The organism is Aeromicrobium sp. P2_G6 (assembly GCF_056403535.1).
In genome coordinates this window covers 247,821-266,799 of record NZ_JBFUFH010000001.1, presented here as the reverse complement: position 1 = coordinate 266,799, position 18,979 = coordinate 247,821, and the positions used below count along the sequence as shown (strand labels likewise).

The window sequence follows — 18,979 nt, the reverse complement described above, 5'->3', positions numbered from 1 at the left end:
GATGCCATGATGTTGGCCATGACCCAGGACGAGTCGGCGGCGACCAACGAGCCACACGAGGACGACGAGCTCGATCGCAAGATCCGGGACCAACCCGACATCGCCCCCGGCGCGTGGGTCAAACGGATCGTGCTGGCGATCGTCCTGCTCGCGGCGGCCTACATCGGCTTCCGGGTCTCGGCGGCGTTCTTCCCGCGGTGGTGGGCCCACCGGGTCGGCGACCAGGTCGATGACACACTCGTCAGGGGCACGTTGTGGGGCCTGTTCTACGGATTCGTGTTCACGTTCGTCCCGGTGCTCCTGCTGTTCCAGATCCGCAAGCGGTTCTTCAACTGGACGTGGCGCATCGTCGTCGCGGTCATCGCGCTCCTGCTCGCCGCGCCCAACTGGCTGACGCTCTCGGTCGTGGCCGGCGACAGCAAGGCGTCACACGCGGGGGAGCGGATCTTCGACGTCGAGGCGCCCGGATTCCGTGCCGGCACCCTCGGCGGGGTCATCGGTGGCGCCGTGCTGGCGCTCATCATCACCGGCACGGGCATGCAGATGAAGCACCGCAAGAGCCAGGTCAAACGGCTCCGCGGCGAGCGGGACGAGCTCAAGCGGGCGCACCGCGCCGCCTCGGAGGATGCCGGCGACGAGTGACCTGCTCGGGTCACTCGGCTCGCATCGCGCGGCTCGCGAGAGCCTGTCCGGATGACGGATAGGGGCGTTCTGTAGATGTGCGGGTTCGATTTCCGTCGTGTGAACTCCGTGAATCTGTCCATCAAAGGTCTAGATTCATACCTCTGACCCGCGCTAGCATGCACCAACTTCACTGAAAGTTGGGTGCATCACATGACAGAGGTTCCCCTCAGCGCGGACGAGAAGCGTCTCGCAGAGCTCGGCTACAAGCAGGAGCTGGACCGCTCATGGTCCAGCTTCTCCAACTTCGCGATCTCCTTCTCGATCATCTCGATCCTTGCCGGCTGCTTCACGACCTTTGGCCAGGCCTGGAACAACGGCGGCCCGGTCGCGATCTCCTGGGGATGGCCGGTCATCTCGTTGTTCATCCTCCTCATTGGCTTCACCATGTCCGAGCTGGTGTCGGCCTATCCGACGTCCGGAGGGATCTACTGGTGGGCCTCCAAGATGGGCGGTCCGGCAGCAGGATTCTTCACTGGCTGGCTGAACCTGATCGGTCTGCTCGCGGTCACAGCTTCTGTCGCGTACGGCTGTGCGACGTTCCTCGACCTGACGCTCGGCACGCTGAGTGATGGCTGGGCTGAGGACTACAGCCTCAAGCGGGTCTTCCTGCTGTTCGTCATCATCCTGGCCGTCGCAGCGACGCTCAACATCTTCAGCGGTCACCTGCTGGCCGTCATCAACAACGTATCGGTGTGGTGGCACGTCGCGGGTGTGGCCATCGTGGTCCTGATCCTCGCGATCGTGCCCAAGACCCACATGGCAATCGGCGAGGTTTTCGGCGGCAAGGTCAACAACTCCGGCTACGCCGACGCAGCCTCCAACGGGAGCACGTACTGGTTCCTCGTCCTGCCGCTCGGATTCCTGCTGACGCAATACACGATCACCGGCTTCGACGCTTCGGCCCACCTGTCGGAGGAGACGCAGGGGGCGTCGGAAGCAGCTGCCAAGGGAATCTGGCGGTCCATCGCCTACTCGGCGATCGGCGGCTGGATCCTGTTGCTTGCCTTCCTGTTCGCGGTCCAGGACAAGGACGCCATCACCAAGGGTGGCGGTGGAGTCAACCTGATCTTCGATCAGGCCCTGGGGCAGGGTTGGCACGTACTGGTGCTGGCGATCTCGACTGCCGGTCAGTTCTTCTGCACGATTGCGTGCCTCACCAGCGCCTCCCGCATGACATTCGCGTTCAGCCGTGATGGCGCGATTCCCGGCTCGAAGCTCTGGTCCAAGGTCTCGGCGTCGAAGGTGCCCGCCAACGCGGTGGTCTTTGTGGCTGTCATCGGTGCGATCATCACGCTGCCGGCACTCATTGAGGTCGACATCAACGGCGCACCAGTCCCGGTCGCGTTCTACGCAGTCGTCTCGGTAGCGGTCATCGGGCTCTACCTGGCGTTCCTGATCCCGATCTGGTTGCGCTGGAAGATGGGCGATGACTTTGTCCCAGGGAGTTGGAACAACGGCAAGAAGTACAAGTGGATGAACCTGGTCGCCGTGGCGGAGATCGCGATCATCTCGGTCTACTTCATCCTGCCGTTCACCCCAGCTGCGATCCCGTGGAACGACGACTTCTCCTGGAAGTTCGTCAACTACGCACCGATCCTGACGTTCGGAACACTGCTCGCGCTGACCATCTGGTGGCACGTGTCGGCCAAGAAGTGGTTCACCGGACCGAAGCACACGATCGACGAGGCGGTCATCGAGGCATTCAACGACTGACCGATGCGTTCGGGCGTGTGAGGGGTCTGCAGGTCGACGACCCCTCGCACGCCCGGTTCGCGGACAGGGAGCGGGAAATGGCGGACGTCGAGGCGATCCTGGACCAGGTGCCGACCCTCGCGGGGTCACCGCGCACCGTCGAGGAGCTCTCTGGCGGCCTGACCAACCAGAACCTCAGGGTCACGACGCCGACCGGCGACTACGTCGTCCGGCTCGCCCGCAGCGACAACTCGCTGCTCGGCATCGACCGGGATGCCGAGTCGTACAACACCAAGGCCGCCGAGGCGTCTGGCGCCGGCGCGCCCTTCGTCGACTACCGGCCTGACCTCGGGGTGCTCGTGATCGGCTACGTCGGCGGCCACAGCTACGTCAACGACGACCTGCGCGCGCCCGGCGCCCTCCCGCGCCTCGCCGCGGTGATGCGCCAGCTCCACAGTGGCCCACGGTTCTCCACAGACTTCGACATGTTCGTGCGTCAGCCGACCTACCTGCGTACGTGTGTCAGTCTCGGCTTCCCGATCCCGGACGACTACGTCTCGTACGGCGCGGACTTCCTCCGGATCCAAGGGGCCCTGGCGTCTCGCCCACTGCCGACGGTCCCGTGCAACAACGACCTGCTCGCCGGCAACATCGTCGACGACGGCGAACGGCTCTGGCTGATCGACTACGACTACGCCGGCAACAACGATGCCTACTTCGAGCTCGGCAACTCGTGGACAGAGTGCGCGCTCGAGGACGACCACCTGGCCGAGCTCGTCACTGCGTACGCCGGCCGCGAGGACCCAGCCCTGATCGCCCGGGCCCGGCTCCAGGCGACGGTGTCGCGCTACGGCTGGTCGCTGTGGGGCTTCATCCAGGCAGCGACGAACGACGATGACTTCGACTTCCACTGCTGGGGCCAGGAGCGCTTCGACCTGGCTGTGGAGGACTTCCGCAACCCGCAGTTCGACACCTGGCTCGCGACGGCGGCCGGTCAATGACGGTTCCGGCGAGGGCGCGGATCGTCATCATCGGCGGCGGCGTCGTCGGCACGAGCGTCGCGTATCACCTGACCAAGGCGGGCGAGAGCGATGTCGTGCTGCTCGAGCAGGGCGCGCTCTCCTCCGGCACGACGTGGCACGCGGCGGGGCTGGTCGGCCAGCTCCGCGCGACGCAGGCCGGCACGACCCTCGTGCAGTACAGCGCCGGTCTCTACGAGCAGCTCGAGGCCGAGGTGGGCCTGAGCTCGGGCTTCAAGCGCTGCGGTGGCGTCACGGTCGCGCGCACCGAGGACCGCATGGAACAGCTCCGCCGGACCGTGGCGACCGCCGCCGCGTACGACCTGGAGTGCGAGCTGCTCACGCCGGAGCAGGCCGGCGAGCGCTACCCGCTGCTCGAGACCAGTGACCTGCTCGGCGGCATCTGGCTGCCCGGCGACGGCACGGCCAACCCCACCGACCTGACCCAGGCGCTGGCGCGGGGCGCCCGGCAACGCGGGGCGACGGTGATCGAGCACGTACGGGTCACCGAGGTGCTGGTCGACGATGGCGGGGTCACCGGCGTGCGGACGGACCAGGGCGACATCGAGGCCGAGATCGTGGTCAACTGCGCGGGGCAGTGGGCGCACCACCTCGCCGCACGGATCGGCGTCACGGTGCCGCTGCACTCCGCCGAGCACTTCTACGTCGTCACCGACCAGATCGACGGCGTACGCCCGGACCTGCCGATCCTGCGTGACCCGGACGGTTACACGTACTTCAAGGAGGAGGTCGGCGGCCTCGTGGTCGGCGGCTTCGAGCCCGACGCCAAGCCGTGGGTCGCGCCTGACCAGATCCCCTACCCGTTCGAGTTCCAGCTGCTCGACGAGGACTGGGACCATTTCCAGATCCTGATGGACAGCGCCATCGAACGCATACCTGCGCTGGGCGACATCGGCATCCGGAAGTTCTACAACGGGCCGGAGAGCTTCACGCCCGACAACCAGTTCATCCTCGGCGAGGCGCCCTCGGTCCGGGGCTTCTTCGTCGGCGCGGGGTTCAACTCGGTGGGCATCGCGTCGGCGGGCGGCGCGGGGCGTGCGCTGGCCGAGTGGGTCCTCGAGGGCCAGCCGACAGTGGACCTCGTGGCGGTCGACATCCGCCGGTTCGCGCCGTTCCAGAACGACAAGGCATACCTGCGGGCACGGGTCACCGAGGTTCTCGGGCTGCACTACGCCGTGCCGTGGCCCAACCGCGAGTACGACACCGCGCGACCGTTGCGGACCTCGCCGGTCTACGACCGCCTGGCCGAGGCCAATGCCGGCTTCGGCAGCAAGATGGGTTGGGAGCGCGCCAACTACTTCGCACCACCCGCCGTCGACCCCGCGATCCAGTACGCCTGGGGCAAGCAGAACTGGCTGCCGTGGTCGTCGGCCGAACAGGTCGCCTGCCGGGAGGCCGTCGCGATCTTCGACCAGTCGTCGTTCTCCAAGTACGTCGTGCACGGCCCCGACGCCGAGGCAGCCCTGCAGTGGATCTGCAGCAACGACGTCGCCGTCGCGCCGGACGAGACGGTCTACACCGCGTTGCTCAACGAGCGCGGCGGCTACGAGTCCGACCTGACCGTGACCCGGGTGTTCGACGACGAGTTCTTCCTCGTCGCGAGCTCGGCGACGACCGAGCGCGACCAGGACTGGCTGCGGCGCAACATCCCGACGGGGCTCGACGCACGGGTCCAGGACGTGACCGACAAGCTCGCGGTGTTCGGCGTCATGGGGCCGCGCTCGCGCGAGCTGCTGTCCGGGCTGTCGGGGTCCGATCTCGGCGAGGACGCGTTTCCGTTCGGCGCCAGCCGCGAGATCGACCTGGCCGGCTTCACGGTGCGAGCCACCCGCATCACCTACGTCGGTGAGCTCGGCTGGGAGCTGTATGTCCGCATCGATCACGCGCTCGCGGTCTACGACGCGGTGAAGGCCGCTGGCGCCGAGCTGGGCCTGGTCGATGCCGGCTACTACGCGATCGAGTCGATGCGCCTCGAGAAGGGTTATCGCGCGTTCGGCCGCGAGCTCACGCCCGAGGTCGATCCGGTCGAGGCCGGGCTGAGCTTCACCTGCAAGCTCGGCACCGACATCGACTTCCTCGGTCGCTCGGCCGTCGAGAAGGCCAAGGCCAAGGGCCCGACGCGCCGGCTCGTCTCGTTCGCCCTCGAGGATCCTGACGTCATGGTCTGGGGCGGCGAGCTCCTCGTGCGCGACGGTGTCGCTGCCGGGCAGGCCACCTCGGGCGCCTGGGGTGCGACCCTCGGCACCGGGGTCGGACTGGCCTGGGTGCAGTGCGCCGACGGGATGACGGTCGATGCGGCATACGTCCGCGCGGGCGACTACGAGCTCGACGTCGGCGGCCGGCGCGTTCCCGTCACGGTGAGCCTGAAACCGCTGCTCGATCCCGCGGGCGAGCGGATCAAGAGGCCGTAGACATACGCTTCGCCGTGCAGATAAGGTTCGATATCAGACCTTAAGCCCGGACGCACGAGGGGAGGCGGCATGGCGACACCTGAAGACGTACTCCCGGACGCCCAGGACGATCTCGCCGCCGCCGTGCTCCGGCCGCTTCGCGCGCACCACGCGTTCGAGTCGTGCGTCGAGATGCTGGCGACGTCGATCCGCCTCGGCATCTACCCCGACGGCAGCACGCTGCCACCTGAGCGCGAGCTCGCCGAGCGCATGGGCGTGTCCCGCTCGACGCTGCGCGAGGCGATCGGCGCGCTGCGTGACGCGGGCCTGCTGACGACGCGTCGCGGCCGCGGCGGCGGCAGCGTCGTCGCGTTCCATCCCGAGGAGCCCGGTGCCTCGTCGAAGCTCGAACGTCCGCGCGAAGAGCTGCTCGACGCGCTGGTGTTCCGCCGGATCGTCGAGCCGGGAGCCGCGCACGCGGCGGCCAATCGTACGCTGACCGAGTCGCAGGCCGAGATGCTGCGCTCGGCACTCGAGCGGGTCAGCTCTCCGTCCAGCAAGGCCGTGCACCGTCAGGCCGACTCGCAGTTCCACCTCGCGATCGCCGCCCTGACCGACTCGCCTCTGCTGATCGACGCGGTGACGAACGTCCAGGTCCGGCTGCACGAGATGCTCGGCGCGATCCCGGTGCTCGACCGCAACATCGATCACTCCCGCCAGCAGCACGCCGCGATCGCCGAGGCCATCCTCGCCGGTGACGCCACCAAGGCGCGACGTGTCATGGAGAGCCACTGCGACGACACCGCAGCCCTGCTCCGGGGGCTCATGTGAATCTGCCCAAGATGAGAGGTACGAGTCGATGACCAAGCGACACCCCCACATGCTGAGTCTCGAGCAGCTGCGCGTGCAGATCGAGGAGGGCGACATCGACACCGTCATCGTCGCCTTCACCGACATGCAGGGCCGGCTGCAGGGCAAACGGCTGCACGGCCAGTACTTCCTCGACTATGTCATCGAGCAGGGGACGGAGGGTTGCAACTACCTCCTCAGCGTCGACGTCGACATGAACACGGTCGACGGCTACGAGATGTCGTCGTGGGACAAGGGCTACGGCGACATGGAGTTCGCCCTCGACTTCGACACGATCCGGCTGCTGAAGCACCTGCCCGCGACCGCCATGATCCAGTGCGACCTCGTGTGGCTCGACCACCAGCCGGTCGTCCAGTCGCCGCGGACGATCCTCAAGACGCAGCTCGCCAAGGCGGCCGACGCGGGCTTCACGGCGCTCGCCGGCACGGAGCTCGAGTTCATCGTGTTCGACACGACGTACGAAGCCGCGTGGTCCAGCGGCTATCGCGACCTCACGCCGGCCAACCAGTACAACATCGACTACTCGATCGTCGGAACGACGCGGGTCGAGCCGCTGCTGCGCGACATCCGCAACTCGATGTACGCCGCGGGCATGAACGTCGAGGGCGCCAAGGGCGAGTGCAACTTCGGCCAGCACGAGATCGGCTTCCTCTACGACGAGGCGCTCGTGACCGCCGACAACCACGCGGTCTACAAGACCGCCGCCAAGGAGATCGCCTCGGCGCACGGCCAGGCCATCACGTTCATGGCGAAGTTCAACGAGCGCGAAGGCAACTCGTGCCACATCCACCTGTCGCTGCGCACGACCGACGGCGACATCGCCTTCTGGGACGGTGACGGTCGCACGCCGACGTACGACCGCTTCATCGCGGGCATCCTCGCGACGATGCGCGACTTCACGCTGCTGTACGCGCCCAACGTCAACTCCTACAAGCGGTTCGCCGGCGGCTCGTTCGCGCCGACGGCCGTGGCCTGGGGGCTCGACAACCGGACCTGCGCCGTACGACTGGTGGGCAAGGGCCCGTCGGCGCGGCTGGAGAACCGGGTGCCGGGTGGCGACACCAACCCGTACCTCGCCCTCGCGGCGATGATGGCCGGCGGCCTCTACGGCATCGAGAACGAGCTGGAGCTCGAGCCGGAGCAGGCCGGCAACGCGTACGTCTCGGACAAGCCCAAGGTGCCGACGACCCTGCGCGAGGCGCGCGAGGCCTGGTCCGGCTCGGCGATCGCCCGCGCGGTGTTCGGCGACGAGGTCGTGGACCACTACACCAACATGGCCGACGTCGAGCTCGCCGCATTCGACTCTGCCGTGACCGACTGGGAGCTGCGCAGAACTTTTGAACGCATGTGACGCACCAACCGCTGGTTGAGGTGCGGAGGCCGCCCGCGGCCGAAGCCTCGAAACCAGCAAGACCGAGGGTGGTTTCGAGGCTCCGCTTCGCTCCGCACCTCAACCACCGAGAACTCAGGAGATCAAGTGAGCAACACGTACACCGTGGTCAATCCGGCCACGGAGGAGCAGGTCACCGACGTCCACCTGGCGTCGCTGGAGGAGACCGACGCGGCGATCGCGCGGGCTGCCGAGGCGTTCCCGCGCTGGCGCGATGTCGCGCCCGGCGAGAAGGCGAGGCTGCTGCGCCGGTTCGCGCAGCTCGTCGACGATCACGTCGAGGAGCTCGCGGAGCTCGAGGTGCGCAACTCCGGGCATACCTGGGGCAACGCCACCTGGGAGGCCGGCAACGTCCGGGACGTCCTCAACTACTACTCCGCAGCGCCCGAACGACTGACCGGGCACCAGATCCCGGTCGCCGGTGGCATCGACGTGACGTTCCACGAGCCCCTCGGCGTCGTCGGGATCATCGTGCCGTGGAACTTCCCGATGCCGATCGCCGGCTGGGGCTTCGCTCCCGCCCTGGCGGCCGGCAACACCGTCGTGCTCAAGCCAGCGGAGCTGACCCCGCTGACCGCGATCCGGCTCGGCGAGCTGGGCCTCGAGGCGGGCTTGCCCGAAGGCGTGTTCACCGTGATCCCCGGCAAGGGCTCGGTCGTCGGTGAGCGGTTCGTGACCCACCCAGCCGTCCGCAAGGTGTGCTTCACCGGGTCGACCGAGGTCGGCAAGAAGATCATGGCCGGCTGCGCCGACCAGGTGAAGCGGGTGACGCTGGAGCTCGGCGGCAAGAGCGCCAACATCGTGTTCGCCGACGCCGACCTCGCCAAGGCTGCGGCTTCCGCGCCGTCGGCGGTGTTCGACAACGCCGGGCAGGACTGCTGCGCGCGGTCGCGGATCCTGGTGCAGCGGTCGGCGTACGACGAGTTCGTCTCGCTGCTGGAGCCCGCGGTCAAGGGTGTCAAGGTGCTCGACCCGTCGGACCGCACGAGCGAGATGGGGCCGCTCATCTCGGCCGGTCAGAAGGCGACGGTCAAGGGCTTCGTCGACGAGGTGGACGTCGCGTTCGCCGGGTCGGCGCCCCAGGGCCCGGGCTACTGGTTCGCGCCGACCGTCGTGCTCGCGGACGACCCGCAGCAGCGGATCTGGCGCGAGGAGGTCTTCGGGCCGGTCGTCGCGGTGATGCCGTTCGATGACGAAGCCGAGGCCGTGCAGCTCGCCAACGACACCGAGTTCGGGCTGTCAGGCTCGATCTACACCCGCGACGTCGGGCGGGCGCTGCGCGTCTCGCGTGCCGTCGAGTCCGGCGCGCTGAGCGTCAACTCGCACTCGTCGGTCCGCTACTGGACGCCGTTCGGCGGCTTCAAGCAGTCCGGCATCGGCCGCGAGCTCGGCCCGGACGCCCCGCACTCCTTCACCGACGTCAAGAACGTCTTCATTTCAAGCGAATAGGAACCACAGACATGGCAGGACGCATTGCAGGCCGTACGGCGGTCGTGACCGGCGGGTGCTCGGGCATCGGGCTGGCGACCGTACGCAGGTTCGCCGAGGAGGGCGCCAACGTCGTGATCGGCGACGTCGACGACGCCAAGGGCCCCGGCATCGCCGAGGAGGTCGGCGGGACGTACGTGCACGTCGACGTCACCGACAAGGAGCAGGTCGACGCGCTGTTCAAGACCGCCAAGGACACGTACGGCTCGGTCGACATCGCGTTCAACAACGCCGGCATCTCGCCGCCGGACGACGACTCGATCCTCGACACCGACCTCGAGGCGTGGAAGCGCGTGCAGGACGTCAACCTCACGAGCGTCTACCTGTGCTGCAAGGCGGCGCTGCCCTACATGCTGGAGCAGGGCAAGGGCTCGATCATCAACACCGCGTCGTTCGTCGCGGTGATGGGCGCTGCCACCTCGCAGATCTCGTACTCGGCGTCCAAGGGCGGAGTGCTGTCGATGTCGCGTGAGCTCGGCGTGCAGTTCGCGCGCGAGGGCGTACGCGTCAACGCCCTGTGCCCCGGCCCGGTCAACACGCCGTTGCTGCGGGAGCTGTTCGCCAGCGATCCGGAGCGGGCCGAGCGCCGGCTGGTGCACGTGCCGCTGGGCCGGTTCGCCGAGCCCGAGGAGATGGCCAACGCCGTGCTGTTCCTGGCATCCGACGAGTCGAGCTTCATGACGGCGTCGACGTTCCTCGTGGACGGCGGCATCTCCGGGGCGTACGTCACGCCGGTGTGAGCATGAAGCCGCTGATCGGAGTCACGACCTACCGCGAGCAGTCGCGGTGGGGCATCTGGCACGAGCAGGCCGACGTGCTGCACGCGGTCTACTCGCGCTCGATCGAAGCGGCCGGCGGTGTCGCGGTGCTGTTGCCTCCGGGTGATCCCGAGGGCGCGGAGTCGGTGGCGGCGCGGATCGACGGGCTGATCATCGCGGGCGGTGCCGACGTCGATCCGAACCGGTACGACGAGGAGCCGCACGAGCGTACGGTCGGCTGGCGCGAGGACCGCGACGCCTGGGAGCTGGCGATGCTCGACGCAGCCGCCGCAGCGAGGCTCCCGGTGCTCGGCATCTGCCGGGGCATGCAGGTCATGGCAGTGCACGCCGGCGGCTCGCTCGACCAGCACGTGCCCGACATCGCCGGGCACGAGGAACACTCGCCGGGCGGCGACGAGTTCGGCGTGATCGACGTCGATGTCGTGCCGGGTACGTTGCTGGGTCGGGCTGTGGGCGACAAGGGCTCGGTGCACTGCCACCACCACCAGTCCGTGCGCGAGCACCCCGGCTTCGTCGCCGCGGCGCATGCGGCCGACGGCGTGCTGGAGGCGATGGAGGACCCGTCGCGACCGTTCTGGCTCGCGGTGCAGTGGCACCCCGAGCGCATCGAGGACGCTGGCTTGTTCCGCGCACTGGTGGCGGCTGCCTCGCGTTGACACGAAACCGTCAGGATCGGTGTGTCTGAAGTCCGTTGTCCGCCCCGGCACCTACCGTGATCACCATGAGGGCCAACAAGTACGCCGGACTGTGTGCCGAGTGCGATGCCACTGTCGAGATCGCGGCGGGACAGCTCATCGGTTTCCCCGGCCGCTGGCGCACGATCTGCCTGGACTGCTCGCCGACGCCGCCCCCGCGCGGCGACCATCCGGGCTGGCACCACGTCGCGCTGGCCTCCCTCGACTTCGAGACGACGGGCGTCGACCCGCTGACCGACCGAGTGCTGAGCTATGCCCTGCTCGACGATCGCGGGCATGACTTCTCTGGCCTGATCAATCCCGGCATTCCGATCCCGCCGGCCTCTGCTGAGGTCCACGGACTCACCGCAGAGGCCCTGGCCGGGGCCCCGGCGCCGGTCGACGCGCTGGCCGAGGTCATTGCGTGGGTGCAGGACCTGATCGAGCGCGGCGTGGGCCTCGTCGTGTTCAACGCTGCTTATGACCTCACGATGCTGCGCGCCGAGGCCGCCCGCTGGGGCCTCGCGCAGCCCGACTGGGAGCGCCTGTTCGTCGTCGATCCCTATGTCATCGACTGGGGCATAGAGCGCGGCGGGCTCGGTCCCCGGCGCCTGACCGATGTGGCTGCCTACTACGAGGTCCCGCTCGACAACGCACACGACGCGACCGCGGACGCTCGCGCGGCTCGGGAGATCGCCTACGAGATCGGCCGGCGCCACCCGACGATTGCGGCCGGCGACCTCGAGAGCCTGATGCTGCGCCAGATCGTCTGGTTCGCGGGGCGGGCCGAGGACTGGAACCACTACGCCCGCAGGGTCGGTCGTCCGCTCGACGATCCCGCCGGCTGGCCGTTGGCGCAGCCCGTGATCAGCAAAGCGCAGATCGCCTGACGCGTACGCAGGTGCGGGTTGGGTATACCCCCGCACATGACTGAGACAGACACGCCAGACAAACCAGAGCTCGAGGCCGTCCAACTGGTCGTCGACCGCGTCTCCTCATGGCAGGACGGCGCAACCGAAGAGACGATCGCCGAGGAGCTGCGCAAGGGCTTCGACGAAGTCGGGGTCGAGGTCGAGCCCGACGAGGTCGCCAAGCTCGCCGACGCGATCCAGAACGAGACCGGCGACGTGAATGCCGGCGAGGTGCTCGGCTGGTAGGTGGCGCCTACGACCGACTTCCCTCGTGATCTCCGCGATTTGTGGACTTCCAGGCGCTATCGGGCACGCGTAGCGCCTGAAAGTTCACAAATCGGGGGATTGCTCAAGCGCCCTACGACCACGCCGAGCGCAGCACCGTGACGACGTCCAGAGGAGCCGTACCGTTGCTGCTCGACAGCGCGGCGATGCCTTCGGGACTGTGCGCATAGACCGCCGATGACTGAGTGATCCACCGCGACCAGGCGCGATCGAAGTGGCGTACGAGCTTGCCGTGGGTGCCGAACACCGTCGGCACGGCGTGCCACACCCGTGCTTCGGGCCGCAGACGCCCCACGAGCACCCGCCAGCCGTCGACCCACGAGGGCTCGCCATACACAAACCGCGCCACCAGATAGCGCGGCGACCGCACCGGCCCGAGCAGCTCGTCGAGCGCCGCCACGAACACCTGCGAGGTGGCCTCGTCGACGCCCTGCAGCCGCAGGCGGTACTCGCCGCTCGGGTCGATCGTCGCCTCGACATGATCAGCCCCGACCGGCGAGAAGCCGGCGACGTGCAAGGCATCGGCGATCGCGCAGGCGTACGCCATGGTGCCCGGATCCTGCGCCGCCGCCCGCGTCGACTTCCAGGGCGACAGCCGCGGCGAGTGCCCGGGTCGCGTGGCGGCGGGCCCTCGCGAGCTGGGCACGAAAGCCGGCGGCTCCATCACCACCCGCCCCTCCGTGGTCACCCGTGGGCGAGTCGGACGCGCAGGGCGCACGCGCAACGTGTGCACGAGGGTGTCGTCGTACGGCGTCCCGACGGCCCACCGCGTACGTACGACGTCGCGCTCGCCGGCTCGCTCCAGCATGTGCGCGTCGATCGCATCGAACGACGATGCTGGGGGCGGGGCAAAGGGTGAGAACTGGGCGTCGATGTGCGCAACCCCGTAGATGACCTCGCCGAGGTCGTCGACGCCGAAGAAGCCCTGGTGCTTGCGGACCAGGCGTTGCCAGTCGCCGTCTCCCCGCGGGTGCTCCGGCGCGACGCAGGTGACCGATCAGGTGATCGCGACCTTGTCGGGCCAGTCGGGGTCGAGCCGCAGCGCCCGGCCACGCGTCTGCACGACGGCGCTGGTCGTCGTCGCGGTGGTGAGGTCAACGAGGCTGTTGAGACCCTTGGCGTCCCAGCCCTCGCCGAGCAGCGCGCGCGTGCCGATCAGCACCTGGCTGCCGCCGCTCTCGAAGAACCGCGTGACGACGCGCACCCACTCCCGGCTCGACCACGGCCCCACGATCGAAACGACGGATTCAGGTCCAAGAGCATCGTCGAGCGGCTCCAGCGTGAGCTTGCCGGCCAGCGCGGGGTCGGTCGTACGCACGAGGTCGACGACCTGCTGCGCGACCTCCGGCGTCGCCGCGACCGTGCGACCCGTCACGAGTACCGGCCGCAACGCGCGGGTCGCGCGCGACTCGACGAGATGCCGCAGGGTCTGCCGCGCGGATCCGGAACGTTGTGGCATCGGCCGCAGCCCGGTCGGCGTCGTCGCGGCCGCCATCTCGTGGTCGCAGAGCACCAGCGAGCGGAGCCGGTCGCCGAGGTTGAGATGCTCGGCCTCGAGCACCTGCTGGCAGCCTCGCATCTTGCTCTCGCTCCGGGCGATCACGCGGTCGACCGGCGAGCGGCCGCGGCGTACGCCCGTGCGGGTCAGCTGATACCCGACGCCCGGCAGCGCCTCGCGGAGCGCCTCGATCACCGCGGCGTCGTCGGGCGCCTCGGACCTGCGCAGGCACTTCTTGACCCAGTCGTCGATCAGCGCGGCCCAGTCGTCGGCGGTCGGCTTCTGCCGGTGCTCCTCACGCAGCCGCGCGCCGTCGGGCAGGGCGAGCAGCTCGGCGTGCACCAGCCGCAGTGCAGCACAGGCGAGGTCGGGATCGTCGCGCTCGAACCGCGACCACGGCGTCGTCAGCTCCAGGAACCGACGGTCGAACCACACGAGGATCGGGGTCGACCCCAGCTTGGTGTCGACCAGGTCGGTCGTCAGCTGGACGAACCGCATCGACTGGTCCCGCAGCCACTCGGCCTCCTCCGCCGTCGGTAACGTCAGCCAGGCGAGCTCGGCGAACGGCGCCAGGTGCCCCTCGCGTACGGCCGCGGGGATCGACGCGCTGAACACGATGTCGCCGAACAGTTCGTTGACCAGCGCTGCCTGCCGCGTGTCGAGCACCGTCGGCGGGGTCGCGGTCAGCCCGATGACCGTCGCCTCCGGCAGGTCGGCCAGCACTTCGGCGAGCAGCCGCCCCCACACCTCGAGCAGGTGGTGGCACTCGTCGAGCACGATCGTGATCGGCCCGGCGGCGCGCAGGGCCGCGATGAGCTTGCGGCCGTTCTCGTGCAAGCGGTCGACGAGCAGCTCCTCTTCGGCGGGCTCGGCGTCGTCATCCTCGTCCGTACGCTCGAAGGTCGCCAGTGACTGGTACGTCAGCACCGTCACCGGCGCTGCGAGATCGCGCTCCGTCCCGGTGGACACCGTCGCCGGCGTGAACCGCTCCCACGTGTCACCCCACTGCACCTGGATCGCGGTGTTCGGCGCAAGTACGACGGCGGGCGTGCCGAGCCGGCGTACGAGCTCGAGGCCCAGCAGGGTCTTGCCGGTGCCGGGAGGCAGCGACACCCACAGCCGTTTGCGACCCTGTGCTGCCGCGGCGTCGACCGCCTCGAGCGCCCGCACCTGGAGGGTCCGCAGCGTGAACGGCGATGCCGTCCGCGCGAAGTCCTCGGCGAGCGTCACGTCATCCCTCGATGCGCGCCAGGATCGCTTCGGCGAGCACTTCGGAGTCTTGTTCCGGGATCCAGTGGCTGATGCCGGTCAGCTCGACGAACCGGAAGTCGGCGTCCACGAACTCGCCGCATCGTTCGGCCGCAGCCCTGCCGATCGCCGCATCCTGATCGCTCCACACGAACGTCGTCGGCACCGTCACGGGCGGCAACGAGGCGAGGTCAGGTCGCATCGCCCGGTACCAGTTGAGGGCCGCCGTCAACGCCCCCGGCGCCGACAGCTGCGCGACATAGCTGTCGATCTGGGCGGGCCGGACGTGGCCCTCGTACATCGCCCGCAACCGCTGCGCGTCGTCCTTCAGCAGCACGTGCTCGGCCTTGCCGGCCTGGCGCAGCAGCCCGATGTATGACGCGCGCTGCTGCTGGTCGGCATCGCCGCGCAGGGCCGCACCGTATGCCGCCAGGTGCGGCACCGAGACCGCGGTCAAGGTGCGCAGGCGGTCGCGGTGCCGCGTTGCGGTGACCCATGAGACCGCAGCGCCCCAGTCGTGTCCGACGAGGTGGAAGGTGCCGACCCCGAGCGCGTCCGCGAGACCGATGACGTCGTCGGCAAGCAGGTCGGTCGTGTACGCCTCGACGCCCTCCGGCCGAGCGCCGGGGGAGTAGCCCCGCTGGTCGGGAGCGATGACCCGCAGCCCCGCACCGACGAGCAGCGCCGCGACGCCGGACCACGACAGCGAGTTCTCCGGGAAGCCGTGCAGCAGGACGATCACCTCGCCGTCCTCGGCGCCCAGTGTGCGTACGTCGAACGTCAGGCCACCGACCGTCACGGGCGTTGTCTCGTCGTACGTCATGGCGCTCCTCGCGTCGGTCAGTCGAAGCTGTCGCCGATGCGTGCGACGGCCTCACGGTCGAGCACCGCTGCCCTCTCCGGGTCGGGCGCGCTCCCACCGCGATCGTAGGGGAGCCACCACCGGTCCTCGTCGTTCCGGGGCATCGCGGGGTAGGAGTCGATCGCCTCGGCAAGCAGCACATCCATCGCGACGCGCAGCCGCAGCGACAGCTCGTCGACAGTCTCGCCCTCGCCGGGTGTGAGCGGCTCGCCGACCATGATCGTGATCGGCATCCGCCGACGCACCGACCGGTGCCCGTCGACGGTGTAGATGCGGTGGCCACCCCAGACGATCACGGGGATCAGCGGCACCTGCCGGTTGACCGCCATTCCTGCGGCGCCGCGCTTGAACGGCTTGAGCAACCACGAGCGGCTGATGGTCGCCTCGGGGAAGACCCCGACCAGCTGCCCGGCATCGAGCAACCGGAGGGCGTGCCGGTATGCCCGCGCGCCGGACTTCCGGTCGACCGGGATGTGGTGCATCGCGCGCATCAGCCATCCGACGACCGGCAGCTCGAACACGGAACGCTTGGCCATGAACCGGATGCGGCGCTTGCGGGGCCGCGCGGCATACCCGATGAACGTGAAGTCGAGGAACCCGATGTGGTTGCCGGCCACGACGCCGGCGCCCGCCGTCGGGAGGTGCTCGACGCCGCGGACGTCGATCCGGTAGCCCATCAACCGGTACAGCGTGCCGAAGATCCGGACCACCACCCGGTAGGTGAGGTCGGATCCAGGCACGCCGCTCAGGCTACGCGAACCGGCGAAGTCAGTCCTGTCCCGGCGCCGAGTCGACGACGTCGACGTGGAACGTCGTGATCGTCACCGGTTCCTGGGCGCCGAGGCCCGGGACCCGCGGCTCGTCGTCCGCGGGGTCCGGGATCGACTGCCGCCCGACGTACTGCGCGGTGGCTCGGTCGAACAGCAGCTCGGTGTAGCCGATGTGGAGCGCGAATGTCCGTCGGCCGTCGATGACGGGCGCCTCGTCGGCGATCCGCACCTTGGGCTCCTTGGCGAGGGCCCGGAACAGCGCCGCCCGGATGTCGGCGGGTGCGACGCCGCTGGTCAGGACCGGAGCGGCGGCCTCCTCGAGTGCCACGTAGTGCTCGATCGGCGCGTAGTGATGCGCATCCTTCAGCAGCTCCTTGAGCAGCGCGTCGGGATCGCGGGGGAGCGTCGTGTACCAGTCGGCGTCGAGATACTTCGAGTACTCCCCGAGGTCGGTCGACGCCCCGCCCTTGGACGTCGAGGCCTCGTGAAAGGGCCCGCGGTCGTACGGCGTGTGGTCGGTGCTCATGTGCTGCACGATCGTGGAGTCCTTGGTGAAAATCCATGTGCCGCGGTCATGCTCGTACGGGATGAACGTGCGGTCGACGGACCGCACCTTGTAGAACTGCGGCCGACCGTCGTCACCGATGTCGATGGGCTCCTTCTCGGGCGCCTTGCCCTCGGGGTAGAAGTAGCTTATGTGCGTCCAGCCCTCCTGCACCGTCGTGATGCGGAGGTACTGACCGGGTCCGACAACCGGGTCGGCGGTCTTGATCGTGACGTCGGCGGCACGCTCCAGCACCGCGGCCGCGGTGGATGCGCCGACCTCGTGTCCGCCGAAATCGACCCTCGTCAGCCCCAGAGCGATCGTGGCGGCGACGGCTCCGGCGACGATCAGCGTGCGGCGTACGTGGGTGCGCTGCTTGCGCACCGGCTGGGCGATCGGCGTGGCCATGATGGCGCGCAGGAGGTCTTCGTCGAGCGCAGTGATCTCGGTGGATGCGCCGGTCTGAGGGTCGAGCTCGGCAAGCGTGCGGGTGATGGTGTTCATGAGGGCACCTCTGCGGTGTGGGTCGTGGGATGGGCCGGCGTGCGCTGCGGACCCGGTGGGTCGGAGAGCGCGTCGCGGAGCTTGCGGCGAGCGCGGTGCAGACGTACGGCCGCGGTGCCTGGCCGGCAGTCGAGGACGACCGCGACGGCCTTGATGCTCAGGTGCTCCCAGTAGACGAGCAGCAGGATCTCCCGGTCGTCGTCCGTGAGCCGCTCGATCGCGTCGAGCATGAGCGACCGCTCGTCGGCCGCAGCCGTGCCATCGGCCTCGGCGAGCTCGGTCGTGCTCGTGACGCGCTGGGCGACCCGGAGCTGACGGCGCTCGGTGCGCTGGTGGTTGGCGAGCGTGAACCGCGCTGTGCGGTAGAGCCACGGCAAGCCGCCCGCGATCGCCTCGTCGCAGCGCCGCCAGGCCGTCAGGTACGTCTGCGCGACGACGTCGTCGGCGAGGTCGTCGGGCGCACGCCGTCGGGCGTACGAGCGGATCGACGGGAGGGTGATCCGGTAGAGCGTCTCGAAGGCGCGGCGGCGCTCGTCCTCATCGGCAGTCATGACCGTTTATGTCCACGTCGCCGCCGGGCATTACACCTGGTCGGGCAACCGGGGCCAGCAGTCGGTGCGGATCGTCGGGTCGAAGCCGGGTCCGGCGGCGATCGTCCGCTTCTCGCGGTCGAGGATCCCGGTCGTCAGGAGCAGGATCGCGACGATGTAGAGACCCATGATCGCCAGGCCCGTGCCGGTGGCGTCCTTGTCGATCCGGTCGGCCTCGCCGAGCGCGATGATGCCGTCCGAGACCAGGAAGCAGGCCCCGCCAATGCCGGCCCGCAGGTCAGTGGCGAGTGACGTCGACGCGGTGCCGAGGAGCAGCGCGGCATACACGGGGACGATCGGCCTGAGCCCGACCTCGAGCCCGCTCCACGCCCAGGCGACGAGACCGATTGCGGCCGCGACGTAGACCACCAGGATCCACGGCTTGGCGCGGAGCTGCTCGAGCGCGCCGCGAAGGATGAAGAACCGGATGAAGCAGTAGTGTGCCGCCGCGAACGCCGCCATGCCGACGACGAAGAGGTCGTCGCCGAGCTCGAGGAACAGGTCGCCGAAGAAGCAGAAGACCAGGGCCGCGACGAGCAGTCGCGGGCCGTGCTGCTCGATGACCCAGGCCGCGAGGAGCGGAGCGATGAAGCACTTGCTGATGCTGTCCCACGGCGTCGCATCGGCGGCATTGAGCACCAGGTGCAGGACCGACACCACGCCGAACGCGATGAGCCACGGACTCTTCACAGCCATGCCAGCACCGTACCGTCAGCAGGACCGCTGGTTGAGGAGCGAGGAACGAGCGTCTCGAAACCAG

Annotated in this window: 18 protein-coding genes; 11 read left to right on the top strand and 7 right to left on the bottom strand. The window is 68.9% G+C overall.

Annotated features, from left to right (window positions below):
• Positions 1 to 18: 18 nt before the first annotated feature.
• The 11 genes from AC1DVU_RS01345 to AC1DVU_RS01295 all read left to right on the top strand — a co-directional run bounded on the left by AC1DVU_RS01345 (position 19) and on the right by AC1DVU_RS01295 (position 12,164).
• Positions 19 to 642, top strand: a complete 624-nt coding sequence (locus AC1DVU_RS01345; RefSeq protein WP_476920623.1) for a hypothetical protein — start codon at positions 19 to 21, stop codon at positions 640 to 642.
• Positions 643 to 834: 192 nt separating this feature from the next.
• Positions 835 to 2,397, top strand: a complete 1,563-nt coding sequence (locus AC1DVU_RS01340) for an amino acid permease (RefSeq protein WP_476920622.1) — start codon at positions 835 to 837, stop codon at positions 2,395 to 2,397.
• A gap of 77 nt (positions 2,398 to 2,474) precedes the next feature.
• Positions 2,475 to 3,377, top strand: coding sequence for a phosphotransferase (locus tag AC1DVU_RS01335; RefSeq protein ID WP_476920621.1), 903 nt, complete (start codon positions 2,475 to 2,477; stop codon positions 3,375 to 3,377).
• The gene (locus AC1DVU_RS01330) at positions 3,374 to 5,827 is read left to right on the top strand and encodes a GcvT family protein (protein WP_476920620.1); all 2,454 of its coding nucleotides are present in this window, start codon (positions 3,374 to 3,376) and stop codon (positions 5,825 to 5,827) included. The genes AC1DVU_RS01335 and AC1DVU_RS01330 overlap by 4 nt, the downstream gene beginning before the upstream one ends.
• 69 nt (positions 5,828 to 5,896) lie before the next feature.
• Positions 5,897 to 6,637, top strand: coding sequence for a FadR/GntR family transcriptional regulator (locus tag AC1DVU_RS01325; protein WP_476920619.1), 741 nt, complete (start codon positions 5,897 to 5,899; stop codon positions 6,635 to 6,637).
• 28 nt (positions 6,638 to 6,665) lie between these two features.
• The gene (locus tag AC1DVU_RS01320) at positions 6,666 to 8,027 is read left to right on the top strand and encodes a glutamine synthetase family protein (protein WP_476920618.1); all 1,362 of its coding nucleotides are present in this window, start codon (positions 6,666 to 6,668) and stop codon (positions 8,025 to 8,027) included.
• Positions 8,028 to 8,153: 126 nt separating this feature from the next.
• Complete coding sequence (locus AC1DVU_RS01315) at positions 8,154 to 9,515, top strand: aldehyde dehydrogenase family protein (protein ID WP_476920617.1); 1,362 nt, start codon at positions 8,154 to 8,156, stop codon at positions 9,513 to 9,515.
• Between the two features lie 11 nt (positions 9,516 to 9,526).
• Positions 9,527 to 10,294 carry a 3-oxoacyl-ACP reductase gene (locus AC1DVU_RS01310; RefSeq protein WP_476920616.1) on the top strand — a complete coding sequence of 256 codons (768 nt, stop codon included), beginning with the start codon at positions 9,527 to 9,529 and terminating at the stop codon, positions 10,292 to 10,294.
• Positions 10,295 to 10,296: 2 nt separating this feature from the next.
• Positions 10,297 to 10,989: a gamma-glutamyl-gamma-aminobutyrate hydrolase family protein gene (locus AC1DVU_RS01305; protein WP_476920615.1), complete on the top strand. Its 693-nt coding sequence runs from the start codon at positions 10,297 to 10,299 to the stop codon at positions 10,987 to 10,989.
• Between the two features lie 65 nt (positions 10,990 to 11,054).
• Positions 11,055 to 11,897 carry an exonuclease domain-containing protein gene (locus tag AC1DVU_RS01300; protein WP_476920614.1) on the top strand — a complete coding sequence of 281 codons (843 nt, stop codon included), beginning with the start codon at positions 11,055 to 11,057 and terminating at the stop codon, positions 11,895 to 11,897.
• A gap of 36 nt (positions 11,898 to 11,933) precedes the next feature.
• A complete protein-coding gene (locus tag AC1DVU_RS01295; protein WP_476920613.1) occupies positions 11,934 to 12,164 on the top strand; it encodes a hypothetical protein in 231 nt (76 codons plus the stop codon).
• 112 nt (positions 12,165 to 12,276) lie between these two features.
• Here AC1DVU_RS01295 and AC1DVU_RS01290 read toward each other — a convergent pair whose 3' ends face one another.
• From AC1DVU_RS01290 to AC1DVU_RS01260, 7 genes are all read right to left on the bottom strand, one after another.
• The gene (locus AC1DVU_RS01290) at positions 12,277 to 13,011 is read right to left on the bottom strand and encodes a hypothetical protein (protein ID WP_476920612.1); all 735 of its coding nucleotides are present in this window, start codon (positions 13,009 to 13,011) and stop codon (positions 12,277 to 12,279) included.
• Positions 13,012 to 13,200: 189 nt separating this feature from the next.
• Positions 13,201 to 14,931 (bottom strand): DEAD/DEAH box helicase family protein, encoded by a 1,731-nt coding sequence (locus AC1DVU_RS01285; RefSeq protein ID WP_476920611.1) that lies wholly within the window; start codon positions 14,929 to 14,931, stop codon positions 13,201 to 13,203.
• Position 14,932: 1 nt separating this feature from the next.
• A complete protein-coding gene (locus AC1DVU_RS01280; protein ID WP_476920610.1) occupies positions 14,933 to 15,772 on the bottom strand; it encodes an alpha/beta fold hydrolase in 840 nt (279 codons plus the stop codon).
• Between the two features lie 17 nt (positions 15,773 to 15,789).
• Positions 15,790 to 16,551, bottom strand: a complete 762-nt coding sequence (locus AC1DVU_RS01275; RefSeq protein ID WP_476920609.1) for a lysophospholipid acyltransferase family protein — start codon at positions 16,549 to 16,551, stop codon at positions 15,790 to 15,792.
• A gap of 28 nt (positions 16,552 to 16,579) precedes the next feature.
• Complete coding sequence (locus AC1DVU_RS01270; protein WP_476920608.1) at positions 16,580 to 17,629, bottom strand: hypothetical protein; 1,050 nt, start codon at positions 17,627 to 17,629, stop codon at positions 16,580 to 16,582.
• Positions 17,626 to 18,180, bottom strand: a complete 555-nt coding sequence (locus AC1DVU_RS01265) for an RNA polymerase sigma factor (RefSeq protein ID WP_476920607.1) — start codon at positions 18,178 to 18,180, stop codon at positions 17,626 to 17,628. The genes AC1DVU_RS01270 and AC1DVU_RS01265 overlap by 4 nt, the downstream gene beginning before the upstream one ends.
• Before the next feature lie 30 nt (positions 18,181 to 18,210).
• A complete protein-coding gene (locus AC1DVU_RS01260; RefSeq protein ID WP_476920606.1) occupies positions 18,211 to 18,915 on the bottom strand; it encodes a lysoplasmalogenase in 705 nt (234 codons plus the stop codon).
• Positions 18,916 to 18,979: the final 64 nt, after the last annotated feature.

Excerpts from the sequence above, each read along its gene's own strand:
- AC1DVU_RS01330 (WP_476920620.1), top strand. The coding sequence starts at position 3,374 with ATGACGGTTCCGGCGAGGGCGCGGATCGTCATCATCGGCGGCGGCGTC.
- AC1DVU_RS01270 (WP_476920608.1), bottom strand. The coding sequence starts at position 17,629 with ATGAACACCATCACCCGCACGCTTGCCGAGCTCGACCCTCAGACCGGC.
- AC1DVU_RS01295 (WP_476920613.1), top strand. The coding sequence starts at position 11,934 with ATGACTGAGACAGACACGCCAGACAAACCAGAGCTCGAGGCCGTCCAA.
- AC1DVU_RS01340 (WP_476920622.1), top strand. The coding sequence starts at position 835 with ATGACAGAGGTTCCCCTCAGCGCGGACGAGAAGCGTCTCGCAGAGCTC.
- AC1DVU_RS01305 (WP_476920615.1), top strand. The coding sequence starts at position 10,297 with ATGAAGCCGCTGATCGGAGTCACGACCTACCGCGAGCAGTCGCGGTGG.
- AC1DVU_RS01335 (WP_476920621.1), top strand. The coding sequence starts at position 2,475 with ATGGCGGACGTCGAGGCGATCCTGGACCAGGTGCCGACCCTCGCGGGG.
- AC1DVU_RS01300 (WP_476920614.1), top strand. The coding sequence starts at position 11,055 with ATGAGGGCCAACAAGTACGCCGGACTGTGTGCCGAGTGCGATGCCACT.
- AC1DVU_RS01290 (WP_476920612.1), bottom strand. The coding sequence starts at position 13,011 with ATGCTGGAGCGAGCCGGCGAGCGCGACGTCGTACGTACGCGGTGGGCC.
- AC1DVU_RS01280 (WP_476920610.1), bottom strand. The coding sequence starts at position 15,772 with ATGACGTACGACGAGACAACGCCCGTGACGGTCGGTGGCCTGACGTTC.
- AC1DVU_RS01345 (WP_476920623.1), top strand. The coding sequence starts at position 19 with ATGACCCAGGACGAGTCGGCGGCGACCAACGAGCCACACGAGGACGAC.
- AC1DVU_RS01325 (WP_476920619.1), top strand. The coding sequence starts at position 5,897 with ATGGCGACACCTGAAGACGTACTCCCGGACGCCCAGGACGATCTCGCC.
- AC1DVU_RS01320 (WP_476920618.1), top strand. The coding sequence starts at position 6,666 with ATGACCAAGCGACACCCCCACATGCTGAGTCTCGAGCAGCTGCGCGTG.
- AC1DVU_RS01265 (WP_476920607.1), bottom strand. The coding sequence starts at position 18,180 with ATGACTGCCGATGAGGACGAGCGCCGCCGCGCCTTCGAGACGCTCTAC.
- AC1DVU_RS01260 (WP_476920606.1), bottom strand. The coding sequence starts at position 18,915 with ATGGCTGTGAAGAGTCCGTGGCTCATCGCGTTCGGCGTGGTGTCGGTC.
- AC1DVU_RS01310 (WP_476920616.1), top strand. The coding sequence starts at position 9,527 with ATGGCAGGACGCATTGCAGGCCGTACGGCGGTCGTGACCGGCGGGTGC.